This window comes from Paraburkholderia sp. BL21I4N1 (assembly GCF_002973525.1).
Taxonomy (GTDB): domain Bacteria; phylum Pseudomonadota; class Gammaproteobacteria; order Burkholderiales; family Burkholderiaceae; genus Paraburkholderia.
Genome location: NZ_PVEN01000007.1, coordinates 57,638 through 83,020 on the forward strand (window position 1 = coordinate 57,638; position 25,383 = coordinate 83,020).

Annotated in this window: 21 protein-coding genes and 1 pseudogene; 11 read left to right on the forward strand and 11 right to left on the reverse strand. The window is 63.8% G+C overall.

Annotated features, from left to right (window positions below; all coding sequences use genetic code 11):
* Position 1 precedes the first annotated feature (1 nt).
* The 5 genes and pseudogenes from B0G83_RS19230 to B0G83_RS19250 form a co-directional block, all read right to left on the reverse strand.
* Entirely contained in the window at positions 2-805 is an 804-nt protein-coding gene (locus B0G83_RS19230; protein WP_181156959.1) for a sensor domain-containing diguanylate cyclase, read from the reverse strand.
* A gap of 23 nt (positions 806-828) precedes the next feature.
* Positions 829-1,371: pseudogene (locus B0G83_RS39180) on the reverse strand (MASE4 domain-containing protein); the annotation flags it as partial.
* A gap of 309 nt (positions 1,372-1,680) precedes the next feature.
* Positions 1,681-2,925, reverse strand: coding sequence for a nitrate/nitrite transporter (locus B0G83_RS19240; protein ID WP_105508996.1), 1,245 nt, complete (start codon positions 2,923-2,925; stop codon positions 1,681-1,683).
* 84 nt (positions 2,926-3,009) lie between these two features.
* Entirely contained in the window at positions 3,010-3,525 is a 516-nt protein-coding gene (locus tag B0G83_RS19245) for a flavin reductase (RefSeq protein ID WP_105508997.1), read from the reverse strand.
* Positions 3,518-4,921 carry an LLM class flavin-dependent oxidoreductase gene (locus B0G83_RS19250; protein ID WP_105508998.1) on the reverse strand — a complete coding sequence of 468 codons (1,404 nt, stop codon included), beginning with the start codon at positions 4,919-4,921 and terminating at the stop codon, positions 3,518-3,520. The genes B0G83_RS19245 and B0G83_RS19250 overlap by 8 nt, the downstream gene beginning before the upstream one ends.
* A 220-nt stretch (positions 4,922-5,141) precedes the next feature.
* Between B0G83_RS19250 and B0G83_RS19255 the strand changes: the two genes are divergently transcribed.
* Positions 5,142-5,711 carry an XRE family transcriptional regulator gene (locus B0G83_RS19255; protein WP_105508999.1) on the forward strand — a complete coding sequence of 190 codons (570 nt, stop codon included), beginning with the start codon at positions 5,142-5,144 and terminating at the stop codon, positions 5,709-5,711.
* A 23-nt stretch (positions 5,712-5,734) separates the two neighbouring features.
* Here B0G83_RS19255 and B0G83_RS19260 read toward each other — a convergent pair whose 3' ends face one another.
* On the reverse strand, positions 5,735-6,103 hold the full coding sequence (locus tag B0G83_RS19260) for a BON domain-containing protein (protein ID WP_105509000.1): 369 nt from the start codon (positions 6,101-6,103) through the stop codon (positions 5,735-5,737).
* Between the two features lie 342 nt (positions 6,104-6,445).
* Here B0G83_RS19260 and B0G83_RS19265 point away from each other — a divergent pair, with 342 nt between their 5' ends.
* Positions 6,446-7,339 carry an IclR family transcriptional regulator gene (locus B0G83_RS19265; RefSeq protein WP_105509234.1) on the forward strand — a complete coding sequence of 298 codons (894 nt, stop codon included), beginning with the start codon at positions 6,446-6,448 and terminating at the stop codon, positions 7,337-7,339.
* A 27-nt stretch (positions 7,340-7,366) separates the two neighbouring features.
* Here the strand turns inward: B0G83_RS19265 and B0G83_RS19270 are convergent, their stop codons facing one another.
* Positions 7,367-9,172, reverse strand: a complete 1,806-nt coding sequence (locus B0G83_RS19270; protein WP_105509001.1) for an acyl-CoA dehydrogenase — start codon at positions 9,170-9,172, stop codon at positions 7,367-7,369.
* A 266-nt stretch (positions 9,173-9,438) separates the two neighbouring features.
* Between B0G83_RS19270 and B0G83_RS19275 the strand changes: the two genes are divergently transcribed.
* Together B0G83_RS19275 and B0G83_RS19280 are read left to right on the forward strand one after the other, a co-directional pair.
* Positions 9,439-10,212, forward strand: coding sequence for an SDR family oxidoreductase (locus B0G83_RS19275; protein WP_105509235.1), 774 nt, complete (start codon positions 9,439-9,441; stop codon positions 10,210-10,212).
* A 23-nt stretch (positions 10,213-10,235) separates the two neighbouring features.
* A complete protein-coding gene (locus B0G83_RS19280) occupies positions 10,236-11,957 on the forward strand; it encodes a long-chain fatty acid--CoA ligase (RefSeq protein WP_105509002.1) in 1,722 nt (573 codons plus the stop codon).
* 423 nt (positions 11,958-12,380) lie between these two features.
* Here B0G83_RS19280 and B0G83_RS19285 read toward each other — a convergent pair whose 3' ends face one another.
* Both B0G83_RS19285 and B0G83_RS19290 read right to left on the reverse strand, forming a co-directional pair.
* Entirely contained in the window at positions 12,381-13,472 is a 1,092-nt protein-coding gene (locus B0G83_RS19285) for a porin (RefSeq protein ID WP_374954926.1), read from the reverse strand.
* A gap of 484 nt (positions 13,473-13,956) precedes the next feature.
* Complete coding sequence (locus tag B0G83_RS19290) at positions 13,957-14,877, reverse strand: LysR family transcriptional regulator (protein WP_105509004.1); 921 nt, start codon at positions 14,875-14,877, stop codon at positions 13,957-13,959.
* 115 nt (positions 14,878-14,992) lie between these two features.
* Between B0G83_RS19290 and B0G83_RS19295 the strand changes: the two genes are divergently transcribed.
* Both B0G83_RS19295 and B0G83_RS19305 read left to right on the forward strand, forming a co-directional pair.
* The gene (locus tag B0G83_RS19295; protein WP_105509005.1) at positions 14,993-16,102 is read left to right on the forward strand and encodes a tartrate dehydrogenase; all 1,110 of its coding nucleotides are present in this window, start codon (positions 14,993-14,995) and stop codon (positions 16,100-16,102) included.
* A 132-nt stretch (positions 16,103-16,234) separates the two neighbouring features.
* On the forward strand, positions 16,235-17,530 hold the full coding sequence (locus B0G83_RS19305; RefSeq protein WP_105509007.1) for an MFS transporter: 1,296 nt from the start codon (positions 16,235-16,237) through the stop codon (positions 17,528-17,530).
* Between the two features lie 156 nt (positions 17,531-17,686).
* Here B0G83_RS19305 and B0G83_RS19310 read toward each other — a convergent pair whose 3' ends face one another.
* A complete protein-coding gene (locus B0G83_RS19310) occupies positions 17,687-17,983 on the reverse strand; it encodes a hypothetical protein (protein ID WP_105509008.1) in 297 nt (98 codons plus the stop codon).
* 439 nt (positions 17,984-18,422) lie between these two features.
* Between B0G83_RS19310 and B0G83_RS19315 the strand changes: the two genes are divergently transcribed.
* From B0G83_RS19315 to B0G83_RS19330, 4 genes are all read left to right on the forward strand, one after another.
* Positions 18,423-19,601, forward strand: coding sequence for a glycine betaine/L-proline ABC transporter ATP-binding protein (locus tag B0G83_RS19315; RefSeq protein WP_105509009.1), 1,179 nt, complete (start codon positions 18,423-18,425; stop codon positions 19,599-19,601).
* Positions 19,594-20,496: a choline ABC transporter permease subunit gene (gene choW / locus B0G83_RS19320; RefSeq protein WP_105509010.1), complete on the forward strand. Its 903-nt coding sequence runs from the start codon at positions 19,594-19,596 to the stop codon at positions 20,494-20,496. Before B0G83_RS19315 ends, choW begins: the two co-directional genes overlap by 8 nt.
* A 7-nt stretch (positions 20,497-20,503) precedes the next feature.
* Entirely contained in the window at positions 20,504-21,502 is a 999-nt protein-coding gene (locus B0G83_RS19325) for a GlxA family transcriptional regulator (protein ID WP_105509011.1), read from the forward strand.
* A gap of 95 nt (positions 21,503-21,597) precedes the next feature.
* On the forward strand, positions 21,598-22,533 hold the full coding sequence (locus tag B0G83_RS19330; protein WP_105509012.1) for a choline ABC transporter substrate-binding protein: 936 nt from the start codon (positions 21,598-21,600) through the stop codon (positions 22,531-22,533).
* A gap of 54 nt (positions 22,534-22,587) precedes the next feature.
* Here B0G83_RS19330 and B0G83_RS19335 read toward each other — a convergent pair whose 3' ends face one another.
* A complete protein-coding gene (locus B0G83_RS19335) occupies positions 22,588-23,655 on the reverse strand; it encodes a GlxA family transcriptional regulator (RefSeq protein WP_105509013.1) in 1,068 nt (355 codons plus the stop codon).
* Between the two features lie 297 nt (positions 23,656-23,952).
* Between B0G83_RS19335 and B0G83_RS19340 the strand changes: the two genes are divergently transcribed.
* Positions 23,953-25,347 (forward strand): L-serine ammonia-lyase, encoded by a 1,395-nt coding sequence (locus B0G83_RS19340; RefSeq protein WP_105509014.1) that lies wholly within the window; start codon positions 23,953-23,955, stop codon positions 25,345-25,347.
* Positions 25,348-25,383 lie beyond the last annotated feature (36 nt).

Here is a 25,383-nt window from a genome sequence, read left to right on the forward strand (position 1 = left end):
CTCAAGCCGCGACGCGATTGCGTCCGGCTTCCTTCGCACGATAAAGCGCCGCGTCGGCCTGGGCGAGCAGGACGTCCGGCGCTGCCAACTCGCTGTTCAGCGTGGTGGCGATACCCACCGACACCGTCACCCGGCCGGCCGGCGTAAACGGCGCCGCCACGCCTCGCTGCACCACCGCCACACGCAATCGTTCCGCCAGTTGGCTCGCCATCTGCGCGCCGCAATCCGGCAGCACCACGACGAACTCCTCCCCGCCGAAACGCGCGATGAAATCGCCGCTGCGTCGCAAGCTCGATTGCAATACGGTGGCCACGGCGGTCAGCGTGTCGTCGCCGCGCAGGTGGCCCAGGGTGTCGTTGAAGCGTTTGAAGTGGTCGATGTCCACCATCATCAGCGAAAGCGGGTACGCGGACGCCTGGGCGCGCGCGAGCGCTTCGGGATAACGCTCGTCGAAATAGCGGCGGTTGTACAGACCGGTGAGGCCGTCGCGCGCGGCGAATTCGCTCAGCCGCGCGTTGGCGGTGTGCAATTCGCGGTACAGGTGGCTGATTTCCCAGATCAGCACGCCGAGCACGGTGCTCGACGCCAGCACCGACGCGACCCGCGCGACATACCAGCCGATGCTGAAGCGCGAATTCGCCGCCAGCGTGATGACGATATCGCCGAGACCGGCCAGCATCGCGACGCCGAGCCACAGGTCGAGCATGGTGCGCAGGCGTGTCGTGGCGACGAGGCAAAGCAGCGCCGCCGCGCTGACGAGCGCGATGCCGATCCCGGACGGACTATGCGGTAGCCGCGTATACAATGTTTCGATGTTTCGCTGACCAGAGCGGGCAGCGCGTCCGCGTGGCGGATCGCGACGTAGCAGGCCAGCATCGACAGTAGTAGCGGTCCGCCGAAGAGCAGGCCGCCCGCCCGAGCGGCCGCGCCCGGTGCGACCAGCGGTGTCGGAAAACGCCGCCGTACCCCCAGCGCAACCACCACCAGCAGCGGCGAACCGCCGTGCCAGAACGCCCAGATCCAGACCGCGCTTTGCGGACTCGCGCCGAGCAGGCCGGTGGCCGAGAACACGCCCGGAAACGCCAGCAACTGCACGGCGACGGTGAAGGCCGTGTACAGATAGGCGCCGGCCAGCGCAGCCAGAAAGGCTGCCCGCGTAATCATGAACTGCGTCCACAGCAGATAGGCGGTGAGGCCTTCCGTCGCGATGACGGCCATCGTGAAGAGTGGCAGGAACGGTGCGATCGTCGTGGCCGGCAGACGCGCGACCGGCAGCACCGCGAGCACCGTGCCCAGAATCAATCCGGAAACCGCGAGCGCAGCAAGACGGTGGCGGCGGTTGACCGCCAGGCTCATGATGCTGCTTTTCATGCGACGAATAGGGTGGGGTGAAAGGACTGCGAAAGGGTTTGAGCGGTCAGGCCGGACCGCCGTCTTTCATGCAAGGGCGCATTTTATCGGCTGATCGCGAGTTGGTCATGGAGAAATATGAACCGTGACGTCGGCGCTGGTATGAAGATTGATACCGATCAGCGCGGATTTTAGGGGGAATTCGACGGAAAAGGCGCCTGCGCGGGGAAGCTAGGATCGCTAACTTTTCTTCAGCCTATTGCGGATTGTTGGGTGCTCAACCTGGCGCCGCGTCTGACTCGACTGCCGGCTCGACTTCCCGCTTCCCGCTCAACGCCGCCCGCCCGCGAGCCGCCGCGCGTCAGGCAAGCCCCGCAGACGCAGCATCGCGACACAGCCGAGCAGCGGACCGATCGCCAGCATGCTGAACGCACCGCGCCAACCGGCGAGCGCGACCACGTCCGGCACCAGATGGATGCTGACTAGCGTCAGCAGAAACCCCGCGCAGGTTTGCGCGGTGAGCAGCGTGCCGATCGACGCCGGCTCCGCCAGTTCCGCGATACTCGCCGAAAATTGCGCCGAATCGGCGATCACCGAGACTCCCCAGCAAAGCGCGACCGCTGCGATCAGCCACACCGGCGCGCCGGGCAGCCAGCCCATCAGCGCCGCGCAGGCGCCGCTGATCGCCATGGCGCCAATTGTCAGCGTGGTGCGGCCGAGGCGATCCGCCAGCACGCCACCGAGCCATGCGCCGAGCGCGCCGGCCGCGACCGCGCCGAAGGTCAGCCATTCGGCGGCCACGCGCGGCTGTTGCAGGCCGGCCGCCGCGAAGCTCGCCTGCAGGAACACGGCGAGCCAGGCCCACATTGCATAAAGCTCCCACATGTGGCCGAGATAGCCGAGATTCGCGAGCCGCAGCGCGGGATTGCGCCACGCGGCGGCGAGCGCGGTCCAGTCGATGCGCACCGCGCGCGCCATGCCCGGCCCGACGCCGCACAACAGAATCGCGACGCCGGCCAGCAATGCACAGCCCGCCGAGATGCCGTAAATCGCGCGCCAGTTCGAGCCGCCGAGCGCCGCTAGCAGGTGTGGGCTCGCCGAACCGAAGGTAAGGGCGCCGACCAGCAGCCCGATCAGCAGGCCGAGATCGCCTTTCGCCCAGGTGGCGGCGAGCCGCATGCCGACCGGATAAACACCCGCCATGCAGATGCCCGTGACAAAGCGCAGCAGAATCGCGAGCGGACTCGCCGGCGCGATGAACGCGAGCGACGCCGTGACCCCGCCCGCCGTCAACGCGCTGGCCATGAAGAGTCGTCGCGGATCGAAGCGGTCGGCGAGCGACAGCAGCGCGCTCGTCACCGTGCCCGCGACGAAGCCGGCCTGCACCGCGCTGGTCAACAAGGTGGCTTGCAGCGCGGAGAGCCCTTGCGCCTGTTTGACGATCGCCACGACGGCCGACGACGAAAACCACACGCTCATCGCGCCGACCTGGCAGAGCAGGAGGATGACAAGCGAACGTGTTTTGCCCGCCATCGCGGCGAGCGGCGGGGACGGGCTTGCCGGTGCGTTTTTCATGCGGATCGAGGGCCGGGTGGCATGATTCTGAGCGCTGTGTCGTGGCGCTTTCGCGGGGCTTCGTTCATGCCGCCGGAGCCGTATTCAACATTCAGCGGCATGCGCTGCATGAACCGAGCGCGCGCCGACCCGATGGTAACGGCGGCCGTAATAGATCAGCGCATCGCCGGCGTCTTGCGTCCGCGCGGCCTTCACCGCGCAAAAGAATACGGTGTGCGTACCGATCTCCGTCACCGATTCGATCTCGCAGTCCAGCGACGCGAGCGCGCCATTCAGCACCGGCGCGCCGGTCGCGAGCGTATTCCATTGCGCGGCGGCGAAGCGTGCCTCGACCGGCAACGCGCTGCTGGCGAAATGCGCCGCGAGCGTCTGCTGTTCGGCGCTCAGCACGTTGACGCAAAGTTTGCCGTTGGCACGAAACGCCGCGTTGTTACGGCTGCTGCGATTGATGCAGACCAGCAGCGTGGGCGGCTCGTCCGTCACGCCGCACACCGCCGACGCGGTGCAGCCGGCGCGACCCGCCGCGCCGTCGCTGGTGACGATGTTGACGGCCGTGCCGAGTCCGGCCATGGCGTCGCGGAAACCGAGCTTGTCAAGCATGAGCGCCTCCCTCGGAGACCGGCTGCGCCACCGCGCAGGCCGGCGAGCGAAAGCGCGCCGCTGTGTGCGTGGCGGGCAAACGCGCGTGACCGAACAGCTTCTCACGCAACGTGCCGTTGCGATACGCGCGCTTATACGCCCCCCGTTCCTGCAATATCGGCACGACCAGTTCGATGAAATCCTCGAAGCATTCCGGCGCGACCGTGCGCGATAGATTGAAGCCGTCCACGCCGGTTTCCTCGGTCCACGCGATCAGTTCGTCGGCGATCCGTTCGGCCGAGCCGACCAGCGGCGCCTGGCGGCTGCCCAGCACCATCTGTTCGAGCAGCTTGCGTTTGGTCCATTGCGGCCCGGCGGCGCGCGTCATCGCTTCAACGTTCGAGACGATCGCCTGGCTCTTGCCGGTCTCGATCGGTTCGTCGAGGTCGTAGCGCGCGAAGTCGATGCCGAGCGACGCCGCCGCATGCACGAGTGCGGCTTCCGAACTGACGTAAAGCCGATAGTCCGCGTACTTGTCCTGCGCGTCGCGGTCCGTGCGACCCGTGATGATGGTTTGCCCGAGCAGCACCTTGATATCGTCCGCGCGGCGGCCGGCGGCCACGGCATGCGCGCGGATGTCGTCGACGATCGCCTTCACCGCGGGCTTCGCCTGGCCGTTGACGAACACGCATTCCGCGTGCGCCGCGGCGAACTGCTTGCCGCGCGTGGAGGAGCCCGCCTGATACAGCACGGGCGTGCGCTGCGGCGAGGGTTCGCAGAGATGCATCGCGTCCACCCGGTACTGCTTGCCGTGATGATGGATCACATGCACTTTCGACGCGTCCGCATACAGGCGTTGCTCGCGGTCGCGCAGCACGGCGTCGTCTTCCCAGCTGCATTCCCACAGTTTGTAGACCAGTTCCATATATTCGTCGGCGAGGTCGTAGCGGTCGTCGTGCGCCATCTGGCCGGTCAGGCCGATGGCGCGCGAAGCGCTGTCCAGATAGCCGGTGACGATGTTCCAGCCGACCCGGCCGCGCGTCAGATGATCGAGCGTCGACATGCGGCGCGCGAACAGATAGGGCTGCTCGACCGAGAGATTCGACGTGACGCCGAACGACAGATGCTGCGTGACCGCTGCCATGGCCGGGATCAGCAGCGTCGGATCGTTGACCGGCACTTGCACCGCGCCGCGAATGGCCGCCTCGGGATTGCCGCCGTAGACGTCGTAGACGCCCGCCACGTCGGCGAAAAAGATGCCGTCGAACAGGCCGGCTTCCAGCGTGCGGGCATAGTCGGTCCAGTATTGCAGGTCGAGATAGCGGGTGGACTGATCGCGCGGATGCGTCCACAGGCCTTGCTGGATGTGTCCGACGCAGTTCATGTCGAATGCGTTGAGTACGATTTCCTTCGGCATGGTGTCTTCCGGTTCGGGGGACGGGAATGCGGGCGGGTGCAATGCTTCGTTTAATATAGTGGACGAAAAATCACTATGCAAGACAATCATTCCGGGCTTTAATTGAGCCCGATGCGTGGCAATGCGAGTGGCCCATATGGCGCTTCACGCCCACGCCTGAATGCTGCAAAACACGTCGCTATAATCCGCCGGTGCTCACTTTGTCGAACTCTTCGCTGCCATGTCCGAATCCGTTGCCGTCGATCTGACCCAAGCGATCTCGTCGCGCGTGAAGACCGAGCGCGAGGCGCGTAACTGGTCGTTGAGCGAACTGGCGGAGCGCTCCGGCGTCTCGAAGGCGATGATCAGCAAGATCGAGCGCGGCGAGGCGAGTCCCACCGCAACGGTGCTCGGGCGGTTGTCGGGCGCGTTCGGTTTGACCTTGTCGACCTTGCTCGCGCTTGCCGAGCAGACCGGCGAGCGGCTCGCACGCCGCGCGCTGCAACCGGTCTGGCAAGATCCGGAAACGGGTTATATCCGGCGGCGCATATCGCCGCCCACCGGCGGCGTGCTCGAGTTGCTGGAGATCGAATTGCCCGTGGGCGTGAAAGTCCCGTATCCGTCGGATGCGTTTGTGTTTCAGCATCAGCAGATCTGGGTCACGCAGGGCGTGTTGACGTTTCGGGAGGGCCGCCAGATTTACCGGCTCGAAGCGGGGGACTGCCTGCAACTCGGCGCGCCGGCCGAGTGCGAATTCTTCAATGCGGGCGACGAGGTGTGCCGCTACCTCGTCGGCCTCGTTCGACGTTAGTACCTCGGCTAGCGCCCCGGCGTTTAACCGCCGCCGCCGCCTTGCGTGCCAATGGTGAGTTTGTTGTTCACCGACTTCACGCCCGCCACCCCCTTGGCGACTTCTTCCGCTTGCGGAATCTGCGCGCCGTCAGGCACCGATCCAGTCAACGTCACCGCACCGCCGCGAGCCCGCACGAACACGTTCGAGATGTCGAAGCCCTGGGCTTTGGCCAGTGCCTTGCGCACTTGCAGGCCCAGCGTGCGGTCCGTCTTCTTCATGGATTTTGCACTCGGCGCCGCCATGCCCATATCGCCGGACGCCATCGCATCGCTTGCCTGGGCGTAGGCGCTGGACGCGGTCGCCACACACAATGCAATGCCGAGCGCCTTCAAAAGATTGACTGTTTTCACGTTTTCTCCATCCTCGAAAAGTTGATGTCGCTTCGTTGCATGCAAAAAACCTCGCGCTTGCGAGCACGTTTCCGCCCACGAGGAGCACCCTGTCTTGTAGAAGAGTGATGCCGCGGCGCTCCCGGCGCGCTTAAACAATACTCCAGCCAACGCGCTCATGCTGGAAAAACTGGCCTCGGTGTGGCGTGTTTCAATGCGCCCGCCGCGCTGCTTCCGACGTGCCAGGGCAACCGTTCAGAGCGCTCAAAGTTTCAGACTATAATTCCGCGACCCGGATCGCCGACGATCCCTGGGCGCGGTTTGTCCTTCAAATACAGCCGTTTCGCGGGAGCGCGTTCCGTTTTGAGCAAAACCCATCACAGCCCGGCCGAGCGTCCTGCCGACAGTCACGATGCCGCCGATCCTGCGCGCGCGTCGGCGGCCTCCGTCGGCGCTCAGGCGCCGCTCGCCAGCCGCACCGCGCACGAAGCGCATAAGGACGATCGGCACTTCGTCACGGCGCTCGCGCGCGGACTCGAAGTGCTCGCGTGTTTTCGTTCAGGCGACAAGTCGCTGAGCAATCAGGAGCTCGCGTTGCGTTGCCGGCTGCCGAAGTCCACCGTCTCGCGGCTGACCCATACGCTCACGTTGCTCGGTTATCTGATCCATCTGAAAGAGAGCGGTAAATACCGGCTCGGTACGGCTTCGCTGGCATTGGGCAGCGCGATGCTGGCGCGTCTCGACGTGCGCAAGATCGCGCGGCCGGTCATGCAGGAGCTGGCCGACATCTCCGGCGCGACGGTGTCGCTGGGCACGCGCGATAGGCTCTCAATGATCTACGTGGAGAACTGCCGGGGCTCGGTCGCGCTCACATTGACGCTCGAAGTCGGCTCGCGCATTCCGGTCGCCACCTCCGCGATCGGGCGTGCCTGGCTGGCGGCGATTCCCGAGCACGATCGTTTGAGCTTCATGGAGCAGGTGCGCGAACTCGATCATGTCGCGTGGCCTAAAACCCGCCGTGGCATTGAAAAAGCGCTCGACGATTACAGCACGCTCGGCGTGACGACGTCGTTCGGCGACTGGCAGAAAGACGTGAACGGCATCGCGCGCGCATTCCAGCCGGGCGGCGAGCTGCCCATCATGGCGATCAATGTGGGCGGCCCGTCGTTCAAGCTCTCCAAAGAGTTTCTGCTCGAAGAAGTGCGGCCGCGCCTGATCGATGTCGTGACGCAACTGGAAACGGCGCTGTCGCATTGAGCGGCAGCTTGTCGGGGCACATCTGCATCAGAACCACTGCGGCGCCATGCTGAGCGTGGTGTCGTCCAGACCGCGCAACGTGGTGAGCATCAGCGAGACACGCGGCAATTCCCAACGGAAGAACCATTGGCACGCATGCAGCTTGCCGCGATAGAAGTCCATGTCCGCCGTGTTGTTCGCCTTCGGCAGCGCGGCACTCGCAACGACCGCCTGCCGCAACCACGTCCACGCCATCACGATATGGCCGAATGCTTCGAGAAAAGCATTCGCATTGGCGAGCGCGCGTTCGCTTTCGTGAGCGAGCGTGGGCAGTAAGGCTTCCACTGTGCCAGTCAATTCGCGCCATGCTTCGCCCAATGCGTCCGCATGGGCTTGCAGCGGCGCGTGAGCGTGCGCGGCCTTCAGTGTGCTTTGAATCTCGCGTTCCAGTTGCTTGAGCGCGGCGCCCTGTTTCATCACCACTTTGCGGCCCAGCAGATCGATGGCCTGAATGCCGTGCGTGCCCTCGTGAATCATGTTCAGACGGTTGTCGCGATAGAACTGCTCGACCGGATATTCCCGCGTATAACCGTAGCCGCCGTGAATCTGGATCGCGAGGCTATTCGCTTCGAGACACCATTGCGACGGCCAGGATTTCACCACCGGTGTCAGCAGATCGAGCAGCAGGCCCGCTTCGGCGCGTGCGCTTTCGCTCTCGCCGGTGTTCTGTTCGTCGACCAGACGCGCCGCATACAGACACAGCGCATACGCGCCTTCCACATAGGCTTTCTGCGCCAGCAGCATGCGGCGCACGTCCGCATGCTCGATCAGGGGCAGTTGCGGATCGAGCGGATTCTTGTTGTCCGGGCGACGTCCTTGCGGCCGCTCGCGCGCATAGTCGAGCGACGCCAGATAGCCGCGATAGCCGAGCATCACCGCGCCGAGTCCGACGCCGATACGCGCCTCGTTCATCATGTGGAACATATAAGCGAGACCGTGATGCGGTTCGCCCACCAGTTCGCCGATGCACGCGCCACGCTCGCCAAACGACAGCAGGGTCGAGGTCGTGCCACGCCAGCCCATCTTGTGAATCAGCCCGGCCAGCGCGACGTCGTTGCGCGCGCCGCGGCTGCCGTCTTCATTGACGTGGTACTTCGGCACCGTGAAGAGCGAAATGCCCTTGACGCCCGGCGGCCCGCCGGGAATGCGCGCGAGCACGAGATGCACGATGTTCTCGCTCAACTCGTGGTCGCCGCCCGATATGAAAATTTTGTTGCCGCGAATCGAATAGGTGCCGTCCGCGTTGAGCGTGGCGCTGGTGACGAGATCGGACAGGCTTGAGCCGGCTTGCGGTTCGGTGAGCGCCATGGTGCCGAACGCGCGGCCTTCGAAGAGCGCCTGCAGGTACTTGCGTTGCTGCACCGCGCTACCGAAACGCTCGATGACATTCGCATTCGCCGTGGTCAGCATTGCGTAAGACGCGGTGGCGATGTTGGCGCTCTTGAAAAGCGACAGGCAGGCAAATGAAATCACCGAGGGCAATTGCATGCCGCCCCATTCGTAGTCTTTACCCGCGGCGAGAAAACCGGTGGCGCGCAATGCGTCCAGCGCCTCTTTCACTTCGTTCGGCACGCTGACCCGCTCACCGTCGAATTGCGGTTCGTGTTCGTCGGACAGCCGGTTGTGGGTGGCGAACTTTTCGGCGGCGACCGCGTGCGCGGTGTCGAGCGCCGCGTTGAAGGTTTCGCGGCTGTGGTCCGCGTGCCGCGCGCGACGTGTGAGCGTCTCGGCCTCGAGCACCTCGAACAGCTGGAACGCCAGATCTCGCGAGTTGATGATAAGCGCTTCTTGCATGAAAGAAGACCCGTTCGAAGATAAGCCGCTATGCAGAACAGCTAGACATGGCGTGCGAAAAACACACCTTAAACCATCCGCACAGCGCGATGGAAAAGCGCGGTATTCGGGTAAGTCCCGATCCTCCGCCGATCAAAGATCGCATGCCAGTCTATAACAAAAGTGAATGGGCGTGCTTTTATTTACAGGCCGAATTCCGGCACGTATGATGGTCGAAAAAAACTGGAATTCAAATCTGCATTGCAGAACAAATGGAGGAGCACCGCATGTCTGTGAAAGACCTGTTTCAACTGGACGGCAAGGTTGCACTGATCACCGGCGGTTCGCGTGGACTCGGTTTGCAAATGGCCGAAGCGCTCGGCGAAATGGGCTGCCGTGTGGCCATCACCGCGCGCAAGACGGATGAGTTGGCGGAAGCGAAAACCCATCTGCAAAGCCGCGGTATCGAAGTAAAAACGGTGGTCAACGATCTGCAGCGTTTCGAGGGCATTCCGGGGCTGGTCGATGAAGTACTAGGGGTGCATGGCCGCATCGATATTCTGGTGAACAACGCGGGCGCCACGTGGGGCGCACCCGCCGAAGACTATCCCGACGAAGCGTGGCACAAGGTGATGAACCTGAACGTCAACGCGCCGTTTTTCCTCGCGCGCGAAGTCGGCAAACGCAGCATGATTCCGCGGCGCGCGGGCAAGGTCGTCAATATCGCTTCGGTGGCGGGATTGAAGGGGTCGCCGCCGGGCATGAATACGATTGCGTACAACACGTCGAAGGCCGCGGCGATCAATTTCACGCGAGCGCTCGCGGCGGAATGGGGCAAGTACAACATCAACGTCAACGCGATCTGCCCGGGATTTTTCCCGTCGAAGATGTCGGCGGGATTGCTCGATCAACTCGAGGACACCATCGTCTCGCGCACGCCGTTGCAGCGTCTGGGTGGCGACGAAGATCTCAAGGGCCCGATTGTGTTCCTCGCGAGTGAAGCGTCGCGTCATATCACCGGCCAGTATTTCGCGGTGGATGGTGGGTCTATCGTCGTTTGAACGCGGGTTCGCCAGGAGAGGTCATGAATCAGCTTCATCATCCGCATTGGCCGCCGCAAGTGCCGTTGCATCTGACGCTGCCGGAAACCAATCTGTTCTATAACGCCGAGGTATCGGCGGCGCGCTTTCCCGACAAGCCGTTCATCATTTTCTACGACACCCCGATCACGTTCGCCGAGTTCAAGGACGAGGCCGAACGGGTCGCGGGTTTTCTGCAGCACGAGTGCCATGTCGAGGCGGGCGATCGCGTGTTGCTGTATATGCAGAACAGTCCGCAATGGATCGTCGCGTATTACGGCATTCTGCGGGCGAATGCCGTCGTGGTGCCGGTCAACCCGATGAACCTGAGCGCCGAGCTGGCGCATTACGTCGAGGACAGCGGCGCGACCACCCTCATCGCGCCGCAGTGTCTGTTTCCGAATGTCGAGCCGTTGATCGGCAACGGGCCGGGGCAGGGCATCGAGCACGCTATCGTCGCGACGTATAGCGATTATCTGAAGCGGCCGTCGCCGATTGCCGTGCCGGAATTCGTCGCGGCGCCGCGCAAGACGTTCACCACGCTCGGCGTCACAGCCTGGCAGGACGTACTCGATCGACGCCTGACGCCCGGGCCGCTCACGAGCCGCGCCGACGATCTGTGCGTGATGCCGTACACGTCCGGCACGACAGGCAAACCGAAGGGCTGCATGCATACGCATCGCAGCGTGATGAGCACGCTGCTGGGCGGCTGCGTGTGGTTCGCGTCGCCGTCGGATGGGGTGTATCTGTCCGTGTTGCCGCTGTTCCATGTGACCGGCATGCAGGGCGGCATGAACGCCGCGATTTATTCCGGCGCCACCATCGTGCTGATGCCGCGCTGGGATCGCGAAGCCGCCGCACAATGCATGCAGCGCTATCGCGTGACTGCGTGGCAATCGATCTCCACGATGATGGTCGACTTTCTGTCGAACCCGAAACTCGGGGACTACGATCTGTCGAGCCTGAGCGGCGCGCGCGGCGGCGGCGCGGCCATGCCCGACGCGATCGCGAGGAAACTCAAGGCGCTGACCGGGCTCGATTACGTCGAAGGCTACGGCATGACCGAAACGATTGCGGGCACGCACATCAATCCGCCGCATCGTCCAAAAGCGCAATGCCTCGGTATTCCCGTGTTCGACGTGGATTCGCGCGTGATCGATCCGGCTTCGCTGCAGGAATTGCCGCAAGGCGAAACCGGCGAGATCGTCGTGAATGCGCCGCAGGTCATGCAAGGCTATTGGCGCAATCCGAAGGCCACCGACGAAGCGTTCGTCGAACTCGACGGCAAGCGCTTTCTGCGCACCGGCGACCTGGGTCATATCGACGAAGACGGTTACTTCTTCATGACCGACCGCCTGAAGCGGATGATCAACGCGTCCGGCTACAAGGTGTGGCCGGCGGAAGTGGAGGCGCTGATGTACCGGCATCCGGCGATTCACGAGGTGTGCGTGATCGGCGTGAAAGACGAGAAACGCGGCGAGACGGTCAAGGCGTTGGTGGTCCCCGACGAAGCGCACGCGGGCACGCTCACCGAGCAGGAAATCATCGACTGGTCGCATGAGCAGATGGCGCCGTACAAAGCGCCGCGTATCGTCGAATTCGTGACGTCGTTGCCGAAATCCGGTAGCGGCAAGATTCTGTGGCGCAAGTTGCAGGAAGAAGACGCGGCGCGTACGGCGGCGGCCCGTGGTGACAACGGTGACGGTCATGGAGGCGCGTCGCAATGACATGGCGCGATGCGTTACTCGATGAACCGCTCGTCTGCGTCACGGATTGGCGGCGCCGTTTCGCACGCTAGCGCGTCGGTGAATTGCGCGGCGGCTGTTTCTCCACGCCGACGTGAAGCGCCCACGAAAAAGCGGCGTTTGAATGAACTTCAAACGTCGCCTTTCTTTTCGCGCGGGCCCAGCGCTTCATTATTTCGCCGCCGTCAGCGTGCTTAATGTCGCCGACTTCAACCGTCCGCCCTGAACCACTACCGCGAGCGGATTGCCGATCACGAAACCGCCGTGATCGTCGACACCGGTCACGCTCTGCGGATTGTTCCGTGGCGGTGCAGTCCTGTTGGTTCAGAGGGGCCGCCGATAAACATCACGTCCGGTTTCTGTTGCTGTCCGCCTGGCGGCTCCGGCCCGCGCCTCGCCGCCACGCTAGAACATATGGCGGATACCGACGTTCACGCCGGCCGCGGTGCCTGTCGCTTCGTTCAAGGCGTTGTTGACGGAAATCCCCGTGTGCATCGCGCCGTGATTGGTCACGAAGCCGACCTGGCCGTACACCGCAGTCGCCTTGGAGAGCGAGTATTCGAGCCCGCTCGACGCCAGAATCGAATTGTTCGCCGAACTGTTGCCGTCGCGCGTGACGTACACGCCGGCGTCGATGTTGAGCGCCGGGGTGATGTGGTAACTGGCGCCGCCCGAATACACGCGATCGTTGAACGAGCCGGCGATCTTGTACTGCACGTACGACGCCTTGACGATCAGATTGTTGAACGTGTAACTCGCGCCGAGCGCGCGGCCGTTGAATTCGACCACGCTGGGAATCGCGATCGACGCGGCGCTGCCGCCCGCATTGCCGCTGTACAGCGCGGCGTCGACTGTCAGCGAACCGAGGTGATAGCGCAGACTCGCCGAATACTGTCGGCCCGCCTGAAAGTCGCCCGCGCTGCCGCCCAGGGCCATCATCGCGCTCGCCTGCAGACCGGCGATTTCTGGCGACGTGTACGACACCGCATTCGGATTGAACAGACCGGTCACGTAGACGTTGTTCAGATAGGTCACCAGACCGCTGCCGAAATACGACATCTGACGCGGATCGAAGTCGTACACCGCAAGAAAGAACGGCGAGAACTGCAGGCCGGCCTTGATCGTGCCGAAGCTGCCGTCCATGCCGACCCACGCCTGGCGGCCGAATTCGTTGCCGTTGGAATTGTTGAGCGAGCCGTTCGCGATGCTGATACCGCTTTCGATTTCGAAAATCGCCCGTGTGTTGCCGCCCAGATCTTCCGTGCCGCGCATGCCGAAGCGCGAACCGGACAGGCCGCTGTCGGTGAACGAGTATTGATGACCGGCGCTTTGCCCGGTCGCCGGGTTGAGCGTTTTGCTGGTGTAAAGAAGCGAGCCGTCGACGATGCCGTACAACGTGACGCTGCTTTGAGCCCGCGCGCACGGGATCGATCCCAGCGCGCAGGCACCCATGATGCCGAGAACGACTCCAACTCGATTGCGATGATGTGCCGGCATGCTTCGTGTCTCCCTGGTTTTGGAATCGAGTGAACTGGCGAAGTAATGCTTGTATTGCAACGTGCGGGCGATCTGCGGCGCGAATCGTTTTCAACAGGCGACAGCGAGCCCTCCCAGGCTCATCAGGGATGCGAACTATCGACTTGGCTGGTCAGCGCCTCGGGTGAGCTTGCCTGACGTCCTGGCGCTGGCTCCGTTGTGCGGGCCGGCGTGGCGGGGGGCTCACCGATTACGTGTTTCCGTGCAGGATGCAGGCGCAATTTCGCACGACCGTTCGTGCGATGTCAACGAGGGATTTTGCTGGTTGGACTGCAATGCAGGCCTAAATAGGGAAAACACCTGGCGCAAGGCTCACGCTTGATTTTCCCTGTAATACATTGTGAGCAATGGCTCGGGCGGCTTTATCCCGTTTGAATCCGTGCATCTACCACCATTCCGTTAGTTCTGCATTGCAGAACTAAAATCGGCTGCGTACGGTAGCCGCCTACTTCGACTCGCGCGCGCCGAGCGTCTCGACCAGCATGTCGACGAACGCCTTGACGCGCGCGGTCATCTGCAACTGCTGCGGGTACACCGCGTAGATATCCGCGCCGGGCGTGCGGTAGTCGGGCAGCACGTGAACAAGCCGGCCGTCGGCGAGATAGTCGGCGATATCCCACTCCGCGCGCATCAGAATGCCCTGGCCGTCGAGCGCCCATTTCACGGCGATTTCGCCGTCGTTGGTGGTGAGGTTGCCGCGCACGCGCACCGTTTCGGTTTTCTCCGTCGCGCCGCGTCCGCTGGTAAGCCGCCACAGGCCGTAGCCGTCGTCGCCCTGACGGATGCCGATGCAGTTGTGCTGCGCCAGTTCGGCCGGGCTGCGCGGCGCGCGCCGCTCGGCCAGATAAGCGGGCGAAGCACACAGCAGACGACGATTGCGCGCCACCTTGCGCGCGATCACGCGCGCGTCGGGCGGTTCGCCGAAACGCACGCAGACATCGAACGCGTCTTCGCTTATAGGCGGCGGGTCGACCGACAGTTGCAGCTGCACGTCCACTTGCGGAAAACGCCGCACGAAACGCGAGATCAGCGGCGCGACGTGGCTGCGGCCGAAACCGAGCGTCGCGTTCACGCGCAGCAGACCCTTGGGCGCCGCCTGCGAGCCGCCGAGCAACTGCGCGAGGTCGTCCATTTCGCTGAGAATGCGCCGCGCGCGGGTCAGGTACAGCTCGCCTTCAGGCGTGAGGCTCATGCGCCGCGTGGTGCGGTTCACCAGCGAGACGCCCGCGCGCAGTTCCATTTGCGCCAGATGCTTGCTGACGGCCGCCGTGCTCAGGCCGAGTTCGCGTGCCGCCGCGGTTAGACTGCCGCTGGCGGCCAGCGTGGAGAAGAAGGCGAGGTCGTCCGGTTGTATCGAGGCGGTCATACGCTGCGACCCATTATTAACCTGAAGTTAAGGATGCTTTGAGTCTAGCAGCGTTTGCACGGACCGTCGCCGATCTACGATGCGGCTCATACCCTCACAACAGACGGAGACGCTCATGAAAACCTATCGCATCGCCACCATTCCCGGCGACGGCATTGGCAAGGAAGTCGTGCCTGCGGGGCAACGCGTGCTCGAGGCGATCGCCGCGCGTAGCGACACGTTCGGCTTCGCATTCGAGAATTTCGACTGGGGCGGTGACTACTACCGTGAGCATGGCGTGATGATGCCGGCCGACGGACTCGACGCGTTGCGCGACAAGGACGCGATCCTGTTCGGTTCGGCGGGCGATCCGCATATTCCCGATCACATCACGCTGTGGGGGTTGCGCCTGAAGATCTGCCAGGGCTTCGATCAATACGCGAACGTGCGTCCGACGCGAATCCTGCCCGGCATCGACGCGCCGTTGAAACGCTGCGCGCCGCAAGACCTCGACTGGGTCATCGTCCGCGAGAATTCGGAAGGGGAGTACGCGGGCGTCGGCGGCCGGGCGCATCAGGGGCATCCGATCGAAGTCGCCACCGACGTGTCGATGATGACGCGCGCCGGCGTCGAACGGATTCTGCGGTTCGCGTTCCGGCTCGCGCAGTCACGGCCGCGCAAGCTGCTGACGGTGATCACCAAGAGCAATGCGCAGCGCCACGCCATGGTCATGTGGGACGAGATCGCCGTGCAGATCTCACAGGAGTTTCCGGACGTGCGCTGGGACAAGGAACTGGTCGACGCGGCCACCGCGCGCATGGTCAACCGTCCCGCCACGCTCGACACGATCGTCGCGACCAATCTGCACGCGGACATTCTGAGCGACCTCGCCGCCGCGCTGGCCGGCAGCCTCGGCATTGCGCCGACCGCCAACCTCGATCCCGAGCGGCGTTATCCGTCGATGTTCGAGCCGATCCACGGTTCCGCGTTCGACATCATGGGCAAAGGGCTCGCCAATCCGGTCGGCACGTTCTGGTCGGTGGTGATGATGCTCGAGCATCTCGGCGAAGACGCCGCCGCGCGGCAATTGATGGCCGCGATCGAACGCATCACAGCGGACCCGTCGCTGCATACCGGCGACCTGGGCGGCAGCGCGACCACGGCGCAGGTAACGGACGCGGTGTGTGCCTTGCTGGCGTCGGAGGCGGCGGGCAAGACGACGGCCGCCGACGTCAAGGCCGCCTGAAGCAGCGGCAACGTCGGCAGCACCTGAAGCACCGCGCGCCTCCGGGCGCGCGATACGAGAACATAACGCCCGGGCGCGGCCCGTCACGGGCGATCTCGCTGCACCCTGCAGAGATAGAGCGGAGACAGAGACATGAACACCGAATTGCAAGCCCGTGTGGTTCGCAAGCTCACCTGGCGCATTTTGCCTTTCGTGATGCTGCTGTACTTTGTGAGCTTCCTCGACCGCGTCAACGTCGGCTTTGCGGCGATCACGATGAACAAGGACCTCGGCCTCACGCCGACCATGTTCGGCCTCGGCGGCGGCATCTTCTTTCTCGGCTACTTTCTGTGCGAAGTGCCGTCGAACCTGATTCTGAACAAGGTCGGCGCGCGTCTGTGGATTGCCCGTGTCATGGTGACGTGGGGACTGGTGTCGGCGGCGTCGGCGTTCGTGAGCGGCCCGACTTCCTTCTATACGCTGCGCTTTCTGCTCGGTGTCGCGGAGGCCGGTTTCTTTCCCGGCATCATTCTCTATCTGAGCCAGTGGTTTCCGGCCCGTCAGCGTGCGGTGGCCGCGGCCGCGTTCATGGCTGCCGCGCCGTTGTCGACGGCGATCGGTTCGCCGATTTCCGGCGCGATCATGCAGATGCCCGCGTTGTTGGGTCTGAAGGACTGGCAGTGGCTGTTCATCATCGAAGCGATTCCCGCAATCGTGCTCGGCTTCGTGGTGCTGAAAGCGCTCACCGATTCGCCGGACAAAGCCAGCTGGCTCGCCGACGATGAAAAAGCCTGGCTGATCGGCACGCTGCGCGATGAGCGCATGGGTCGCGAATCGCAGGCCGGCCATGCGGCCGGCGCGCTCGCGGCACTGCGCGACGGCCGTGTGTGGATCATGGCGATGATTTATTTCGGCACCTCGGCGGGCTTGTACACGCTCGGTTTGTGGGCGCCGTTGATCATCCGCCAGTTCGGTTTCAGTGCGTTGGGCACCGGAGCGTTGAACGCGATTCCGAGCGTGCTGGCGGTGCTCGGCATGGTCGGGTGGGCGCGGCATTCCGACCGGCGTGGCGAGCGGACCTGGCACGTGGTGATTCCGTGCGTCGCGGCGGCCATTGGACTGGCGTGGGCCGGCGTCGCGGACACGGCGGTGGCGGTGGTGCTGGCGCTGGTTCTCGTGAATGTCGGGATTAGCGCGGCGAAGGCGCCGTTGTGGGCGATGCCGAGTACGTTTCTGTCCGGTGCGGGCGCCGCCGCCGGGATTGCGATGATCAACTCGATCGGCAATCTGGGCGGGTTTGTCGGGCCGTTCGCGATTGGTTGGTTGAAAAGCGTGACGGGGGGTTATGCGGCGGGGTTGTACGTCGTCGCGGCGAGTCTCGCGGTGTCGGCATTGCTCGCGTTGGTGGTGGGACGGCGCGGTTTTCGGGCGGCGCACGCGCCGCAGTGATGGCGTTGCGAGGCGGCCCGTTGCTGGACAACGGACGGGTTCCGCGCGCGCCATGAGTTACCGTACCTGTCTGCGCGTTCCGCGCGCGGAACCCGACGACTCGCGACATACGGCTTGCTTGCCGCGCGCGAGTCCGCGGCATTCGGGCGCACGCCGTCAATGATTGAACACTGGCGAGTGCTTGCCGATGAAAGGCGTGGCCGACGGCACCGACGATTGCGTCGATCCTGCCGTCGACGAGCCGTAGCCGGTGTTGTCGCCATACTCCGAGCCGTTGCGCAACGCCTGTTGCGACGTGGATGCCGTCGCGGGCTGATTGGCGTGCGTAGCGAACCCCGAGACGGCCGGCAGGTTTGCGCCGGTATGGCCTTGCGCGTCCACAGGCTGCGCGAACGACAAGGTCGGGAGGATGGCGATCGACGCGACGATCATGAGTTGCTTCAGCGATTTCATGGTGATTCTCCGGGAGTGGGGTGGCGTTGCGCTGATCGGGTTGATCGGCGCGCACAAACAGAATAAGCAGCCGCTCCTTAAGTCCGCCTTAGCCGGGCGACCGTGCGCCGTGCGCGGAAAGTAGTAGCGCCGCTGCGTGCCCTCGTCCGTGCTGCATCGCCGCAACCCGCACGGCGCATCCGCCCGACTGCGGGTTTTTTCGCATTCGGCGCCATCACTTGCTCTGGCGCGACACGCCGCCCGATCCCTCCAGACCCTCGTCAAACCCTTATCCAGCAGGGCTCCGGCCGTCCAGCGCCGACTCTCGCGCGAGCTGGGTGTCGCATTTCCACATGTGCCTGTCGCAAATAGTCGGCAACGCGTACTTTTTTCTGGCAACTATGTATGCACAGCGCGGACGGACGTCCGCCACTGCAGCAATAGGAGAGGAGAGCATTCAATGAATTCCCCCAAGGTCGTGGTCGAAGGGCTGTGCAAGGTGTTCGGCACGAACCCGAAACAGGCACTCAACATGCTGGCCGGCGGCGCGACGAAAGAAGACGTGTTCGCGCAAACCGGTCAGATCGTCGGCGTGCATAACGTGTCGTTCGAGGTTAAGGAAGGCGAGATCTTCGTGCTGATGGGGCTGTCCGGCTCCGGCAAGTCGACGCTGATCCGCCTGATCAACCGGCTCGTCGAGCCGAGCGCCGGCAAGGTGCTGATCGACGGTCGCGACGTGGCCGCCGTGCCGCGCGCCGAATTGACGGCGCTGCGCCGCAAGGACATGAGCATGGTGTTCCAGTCCTTCGCGCTGATGCCGCAGCGCACCGTGCTGTCCAACGCGGCCTTCGGCCTCGAAGTGGCGGGTGTGAGCCGCAAGGAGCGTGAACAGCGCGCCATGACCGTGCTGGAACAGGTCGGCCTCGCGCCGTTCGCGGAGAAGTTGCCCGCGCAACTGTCGGGCGGCATGCAGCAGCGCGTGGGGCTGGCGCGTGCGCTGGCGGTCAACCCGTCGCTGATGATCATGGACGAGGCGTTCTCCGCGCTCGATCCGCTCAAGCGCAAGGAAATGCAGAACGTGCTGCTCGATCTGCAGCGCGAGCAGCAACGCACCATCCTGTTCGTGTCGCACGATCTGGAAGAGGCGATGCGCATCGGCACCCGCATCGCGATCATGGAGGGCGGCAAGGTCGTGCAGGTCGGCACGCCGCAGCAAATCATCACCAACCCCGCCGACGACTACGTGCGGGCGTTCTTCGAAGGCATCGACACCAGCCGCTATCTGACGGCCGGCGACCTGATGCAGACCGACGCCGTGCCGCTGATGCAGCACTCGCAACCGATCGACGCGTCGAGCGTGGCCGCCACGCTGAACGGCAGCGCCGACTACGCGTTCGTGCTCGACGGCGAGCGCAAGTTTCGCGGCTTCGTGTGCCGCGATGCGATGGGCAGCGCGTCGCCGCAACTCAATCACATCGAATGCATCCGCCGCACCACGCCGCTCGACGACGTGGTCGAACGCGTGGTGGCGAGTCGCGCGCCGCTGCCGGTCGTCGAGGCGGACGGCTCCTATTGCGGTTCGGTCAACAAGACGAACGTGCTGAACGTTCTCACGCGTCATCGAGGTTCCCATGTCTGAAGTCATTCCACTTGGCGCCTGGGTCGATCACGGCGTTCACTACCTGCTCGATCACGACGCCAAAACGTTCGATTCCATCGGCAAGGTGATCGAGAGCTTCGCCGCGCTGGTCGAACACGGCCTGCAGGCCGTGCCGATGTGGGCGCTGATGGCGTTTTTCGTGGGCATCGGTTTGTGGCGGGTCGGCTGGCGTTTCGCCACGTTCACGCTGCTCGCGTTGCTGCTGATCTACGGCACCGGCTTCTGGGATCAGATGGTGATCACGCTCGGGCTGACGTTGTCGTCGACCTTGATCAGTCTGCTGCTCGGCGTGCCGCTCGGCATCTGGACCGCGAAAAGCCGCACCGTCGAAATGATCGTGCGCCCCGTGCTCGATCTGATGCAGACCATGCCGGCCTTCGTCTACCTGATTCCGGCCGCGATGCTGTTCGGCCTCGGCCGTGTGCCGGGGATTCTCTCCACGGTGATCTTCGCGATGCCGCCGGCGGTGCGCCTTACGTCGCTCGGCATCAAGCACGTGAACCGCGAAATCGTCGAAGCCGGGCAGGCGTTCGGCTGCACGCCGTGGCAACTGCTCTACAAGGTGCAGTTTCCGAACGCGCTGCCGTCCATCATGACCGGTGTGAACCAGACCATCATGATGGCGCTCTCCATGGTGATCATTGCGTCGATGGTGGGCGCGGGCGGTCTCGGCAACGACGTGCTGGCGAGTATTCAACGGCTCGACATTGGGCTCGGTTTCGAAAGCGGGCTTTCCGTGGTGATGCTCGCGATCATTCTCGACCGGATTACCGAAAGCTTCGGCCGTGCGCCGGGCATGGCGCGCGCACCGCTGCTTTCAGGCTTGCGCGGTCTGATGAAAGTGCGCCGCGAGCCGGCGGCGCAACACGGCTGAGCCGCCGATGAAGCGCGACGCGATCACGCCGGTTGACGCCCCCGCCGATTCGCCGTTGTCCGGGCTCGCGCACGTCGGCTTTCTGACGCTGCCGAACTTTTCGATGATCGCGTTCACCAGCGCGGTCGAGGTGCTGCGCATGGCCAACTACGTGGGCCGCGCGGAGCACTACCGCTGGTCGGTGATCACGCCGGACGGCGAGCCGGCGCGCGCCAGCAACGGCATTACCGTGAAGCCCACCACGACGCTGGCCGAAGCCGGCCTGCCGGATGTGCTGTTCGTGTGCGCCGGCTGGCACGTGCGCGAATACGTGGACGAGACGGTGATCGCGCTGCTGCGCGATGTCGCCGCCAAAGGCATTCCGCTCGGCGGCATTTGCACCGGGCCGTATGCGCTGCTGGCGGCGGGCCTGCTCGACGGTTATCGCGCCACCGTGCATTGGGAGGACATGTCGCCGCTGAACAAAAGTTATCCGCACGTGCGTTTCGCCGACGAACTGTTCGTGATCGATCGCGACCGGATGACCTGCACCGGCGGCACGGCGCCGCTCGATCTGATGCTGAACCTCGTCGGCATGCGGCTGGGACACGCGGTGGCGGCGCAGGTGTCGGAGCAGTTTATCGTCGAGCGGATTCGCGGTTCGACCGACTACCAGCACATTCCGGTCGACGCACGGGTCGGATTTTCGCGCGCGGAATTGATCGAAGTGGTGCGGCTGATGGAAGCGAACATCGAGGAGCCGCTTTCGCTCGACGAACTCGCGCGGCTCGTGCATCTGTCGCAACGTCATTTGCAGCGCATGTTCAAGATGTTCCTGAGTGTGTCGCCCACGCATTACTACCTGACGCTGCGGCTGCGTCGCGCGCGCGAGTTGCTGCGCAATACGGACGCATCGATCGGACGTGTCACCGCGGTCTGCGGGTTTCATTCGCCGTGCCATTTCAGCAAGGCGTATCGCGCGCAGTTCGGGCATGCGCCGAGTGTCGAGCGGCGACTTTCCGCGTGAAAACGTCGGCATGAAAACGCCGGCTTCCACAAAGTCTCACTGACAGAATCCGTTTAATAAAACCAGTCGAGCATCAACTACTCTGAGGGAATGCCATGAAACGTTTGTGGGCTGCGTCGTTGTGTGCGCTGTCTGTGTCGTCTGTGTTCGCTGCGGATCCCGCCACCTGCCGCGACGTGCGGTTCGCCGACGTCGGCTGGACCGATATCGCGGCCACCACCGGGTTGGCGTCGACGGTGCTCGAAGGGCTCGGCTACAAGCCGACCAGGACGATCGCCTCGGTGCCGATCACGTTCGCCGGCGTGAAGAGCAAACAGATCGACGTGTTCCTCGGCTACTGGTCGCCCACCATGGACCCGATGATCGATCCGTTCAGGAAGGCCGGTCAGCTCACCGTGCTGCCCGCGCCGAACCTGACCGGCGCGAAATACACGCTGGCGGTGCCGGATTACGAGTATCAGGCGGGCATCAAGAACTTTAGCGACATCGCGAAGAACTACGACAAGCTCGACGGCAAGATCTACGGGATCGAGCCGGGCAACGACGGCAATGCGCTGATCAAGAAGATGATAGACAGCAACCAGTACGGGCTGGGTAAATTCAAACTGGTGGAATCGAGCGAAGCCGGCATGCTGGTCGAGGTGAATCGCGCGATTCGCGAGAAGAAGCCGATCGTGTTCCTCGGCTGGGAACCGCATCCGATGAACGTGCAGATGAAGATCGATTATCTGTCCGGCGGCGACGACGTATTCGGTCCGAACTACGGTGAAGCGCGCGTGTTGACGGTGGTGCCGAACGATTACTCGACGCGTTGCCCGAACGTCGCGAAGCTGGTGTCGAATCTGCACTTCACGACCGATATCGAGAACCACGTGATGCTGCCGATCATGAACAAGACCGACCCGAACAAGGCCGCGAAGGATTGGCTGAAGGCGAACCCGGCGGTGCTGGACAAGTGGCTCGCGGGCGTGAAGACGTTTGACGGCAAGGATGGACTGCCGGCGGTGAAGGCTTATGTAGCGGGGCAGTGAAATTGACTTGAACGGCTTTCGCGCCGCATGAGTGGCGCGAAAGCCGTTTTTGCTTTAAATCGCCTGAGCGCGGCCCGGGAACGTTTCGTCGTAACCGGCGCCGTCGTCCACGGCTTCCGCCGTGCCGCGTTGCTCGCGGTACATCATGGGCGGCAAACCGAATTGTTTGCGGAATTCGCGGCCCAGATGCGATGCATCGGAGAAGCCGCAACTCGACGCGATATCGGCGACCGTTTTATCCGAACTGGTCAGCAGCCACGCGGCGGTGCGCAAACGCACCTGCTTCGCGTAGGCCTGCGGCGCCTTGCCGGTTTCGGCCTTGAACAGACGTTCGAGTTGGCGCGGTGAGAGGTCGAGCTTGCCGGCCAGCTCGTCGAGCGATAGCGAGCGGCCTACGTGCTGTTCCATCAGCAGGATGGCGCGTTTTACTTTCGGATGCGTGGCGGGCGCGAGACCAGGGGGATGCGGTTGCGGTGCGTTGCCTTTCTGCATGTCGTCGACCAGCAGGATGCGCAGCGCTTTTTGCACCGTGGCGGTTTCGAAATGACGCAGCAGGATTGCGGCGGCGACGTCGATCGAGGCGCGGCCACCGGAGCAGGTAATGCGTCTGCGGTCGATGACGAAGAGTCTATCGGCGACTAACGTTTTTTCGTCGACGGACGGAAAGCGTTCGATGAAATCCCAGTAGTGGAACCAGCTCACGCAGATGCGATGACCTTCCAGCACGCCTGCGCGCATCAGTGAGAACACGCCGGTGCACATGCCGACCAAGGTGGCGTCGGTTGCGGCGGCGCGGCGGATGAAGGCCAGGGTTGCGTCGTTGGCCGCCGGGCCGGAGTGCAGCAGGCCGCCTACCACGACGACGTAGTCAAAGGGTTCCGCGTTATCGAAGGTTTCCCAAGGGGTGATCTGGATGCCGCAGCTTGCGCGCACGGGGGCCAGCGTTTCGCCTATCACGCTCCATGAGCAACGGACCGGTTTGCTGAAGTCGCCTTCGTCGGCGGATAGGCGTAGCAGGTCGACGAAGCCAGAGAACGCCGTCAGCGTGAAGTTGGGAAGCAGGATGATGCCGAAACGGATGCGTTGTTTGGACGTCGTCTCGGTGGAGGGGAGTGGGTGCATGCGTGCTGCTTTAGGGGTTGCTCTGTTGTGGCTAGCATAGCATCTGGGGGTTTTTGTTCGTGTGCCGAGTTTGAGGTTGCCTGAGCTGCCAACACCTCCGAAACAACCGCCAACTGTCCACCATCCCAAACCCGCCCAAAACCATAAAAAACCCGCCGGGCGCGGCCACGGAAGGCGCCCGCTGACGACCCCATCCCACGCCAATGGCGCTTTTATTCTATCGACCAAAACCAACGTGAGTTGCAATACACCTACCCCAACCGCGCCCGTCTATCAGCGCAAACCAAGGCCCAAAAAATGAACGTCAGCGTCTTCGATCTGTTCAAGATCGGCATAGGCCCGTCGAGCTCCCACACCGTGGGCCCGATGATCGCCGCGTGCCGCTTCGCCTCGCACATCGAAGACGCCAACCTGCTGGCTTTTGTGCGCAGCGTCAAAATCGAACTGTTCGGCTCCCTCGGCGCGACCGGCAAAGGTCACGGCACCGACAAGGCAGTCCTGCTAGGCCTGGAAGGCAACCTCCCCGACCTGATCGACCCGGACCTGATCGAGCCGCGCCTCGCGGCCATCCGCGAAACGAAACAGCTCACGCTACTCGGCAAACACCCCGTCAAATTCGACGAACGCGACCACCTTGGCTTCTTCCGCAAGCTGATGCCGGGCGCGCCGGGCTCAGGCATCGTGCATCCGAACGGCATGCGTTTCCAGGCCTTCGACGAAAACGCGCAACTGCTCGTCGAGAAAGAGTATTACTCGATCGGCGGCGGCTTCGTGGTGAATCGCGAAGGCGATCGCGTCAACGGACTGCGCGCCGGATCGGACGTCCCGCATCCGTTTCGCACCGGCGACGACCTGATGCGCGTGTGCCGCGAAACCGGTCTGTCGATCGCCCAGATCACGCTGCGCAACGAATCCGCGTCGCGCCCCGAACACGAAGTGCGCGAAGGCCTGCTGGCGATCTGGCGCACCATGTCCGCCTGCGTCGAACGCGGCTGCAAGGTGCGCGGCGAATTGCCCGGTCCGATGCACGTGAAGCGCCGCGCCGCCGACCTGTGCGCGCAATTGCGCGCGCGTTCGGAAGAATCGTTGCGCGATCCCCTTTCCATGCTCGACTGGGTCAATCTGTACGCCATGGCCGTCAACGAGGAAAACGCAGCGGGCGGCCGGGTCGTCACGGCGCCGACCAACGGCGCGGCCGGCGTGATTCCCGCGGTACTGCATTACTACGTGAAGTTCATGCACGCATCGAACGACGCGGGCATCGTCGACTTCCTGCTGACGGCCGCCGCGATCGGCATCATCTACAAGGAAACCGCCTCGATCTCCGGCGCCGAAGTGGGCTGTCAGGGCGAGGTCGGCGTGGCCTGTTCGATGGCCGCCGCGGCGCTCGCCGCCGTGATGGGCGGCACGCCCACGCAGGTCGAAAACGCCGCCGAAATCGGCATGGAACACAACCTCGGCATGACCTGCGATCCGGTCGGCGGTCTCGTGCAGATTCCGTGCATCGAACGTAACGCGATGGGGGCGATCAAGGCGCTCAACGCGGCGCGCATGGCGATGAAGGGCGACGGCCAGCATTACGTGTCGCTCGACAACGTGATCAAGACCATGCGCGAAACCGGCGCGGATATGAAGACCAAATACAAGGAGACGTCGCGCGGCGGCCTGGCCGTGAACGTCATCGAATGTTGAAGCATGCACCGAAGCACGCATTGAAAGACAGCACCC

What these genes read in the sequence shown, in the direction of transcription:
- B0G83_RS19240 (WP_105508996.1), bottom strand. Translation starts at nt 2,925, where the DNA reads ATGAAAAACGCACCGGCAAGCCCGTCCCCGCCGCTCGCCGCGATGGCG.
- B0G83_RS19245 (WP_105508997.1), bottom strand. Translation starts at nt 3,525, where the DNA reads ATGCTTGACAAGCTCGGTTTCCGCGACGCCATGGCCGGACTCGGCACG.
- B0G83_RS19250 (WP_105508998.1), bottom strand. Translation starts at nt 4,921, where the DNA reads ATGCCGAAGGAAATCGTACTCAACGCATTCGACATGAACTGCGTCGGA.
- B0G83_RS19255 (WP_105508999.1), top strand. Translation starts at nt 5,142, where the DNA reads ATGTCCGAATCCGTTGCCGTCGATCTGACCCAAGCGATCTCGTCGCGC.
- B0G83_RS19270 (WP_105509001.1), bottom strand. Translation starts at nt 9,172, where the DNA reads ATGCAAGAAGCGCTTATCATCAACTCGCGAGATCTGGCGTTCCAGCTG.
- B0G83_RS19275 (WP_105509235.1), top strand. Translation starts at nt 9,439, where the DNA reads ATGTCTGTGAAAGACCTGTTTCAACTGGACGGCAAGGTTGCACTGATC.
- B0G83_RS19280 (WP_105509002.1), top strand. Translation starts at nt 10,236, where the DNA reads ATGAATCAGCTTCATCATCCGCATTGGCCGCCGCAAGTGCCGTTGCAT.
- B0G83_RS19285 (WP_374954926.1), bottom strand. Translation starts at nt 13,472, where the DNA reads ATGCCGGCACATCATCGCAATCGAGTTGGAGTCGTTCTCGGCATCATG.
- B0G83_RS19290 (WP_105509004.1), bottom strand. Translation starts at nt 14,877, where the DNA reads ATGACCGCCTCGATACAACCGGACGACCTCGCCTTCTTCTCCACGCTG.
- B0G83_RS19295 (WP_105509005.1), top strand. Translation starts at nt 14,993, where the DNA reads ATGAAAACCTATCGCATCGCCACCATTCCCGGCGACGGCATTGGCAAG.
- B0G83_RS19305 (WP_105509007.1), top strand. Translation starts at nt 16,235, where the DNA reads ATGAACACCGAATTGCAAGCCCGTGTGGTTCGCAAGCTCACCTGGCGC.
- B0G83_RS19310 (WP_105509008.1), bottom strand. Translation starts at nt 17,983, where the DNA reads ATGAAATCGCTGAAGCAACTCATGATCGTCGCGTCGATCGCCATCCTC.
- B0G83_RS19315 (WP_105509009.1), top strand. Translation starts at nt 18,423, where the DNA reads ATGAATTCCCCCAAGGTCGTGGTCGAAGGGCTGTGCAAGGTGTTCGGC.
- choW (WP_105509010.1), top strand. Translation starts at nt 19,594, where the DNA reads ATGTCTGAAGTCATTCCACTTGGCGCCTGGGTCGATCACGGCGTTCAC.
- B0G83_RS19325 (WP_105509011.1), top strand. Translation starts at nt 20,504, where the DNA reads ATGAAGCGCGACGCGATCACGCCGGTTGACGCCCCCGCCGATTCGCCG.
- B0G83_RS19330 (WP_105509012.1), top strand. Translation starts at nt 21,598, where the DNA reads ATGAAACGTTTGTGGGCTGCGTCGTTGTGTGCGCTGTCTGTGTCGTCT.
- B0G83_RS19335 (WP_105509013.1), bottom strand. Translation starts at nt 23,655, where the DNA reads ATGCACCCACTCCCCTCCACCGAGACGACGTCCAAACAACGCATCCGT.
- B0G83_RS19340 (WP_105509014.1), top strand. Translation starts at nt 23,953, where the DNA reads ATGAACGTCAGCGTCTTCGATCTGTTCAAGATCGGCATAGGCCCGTCG.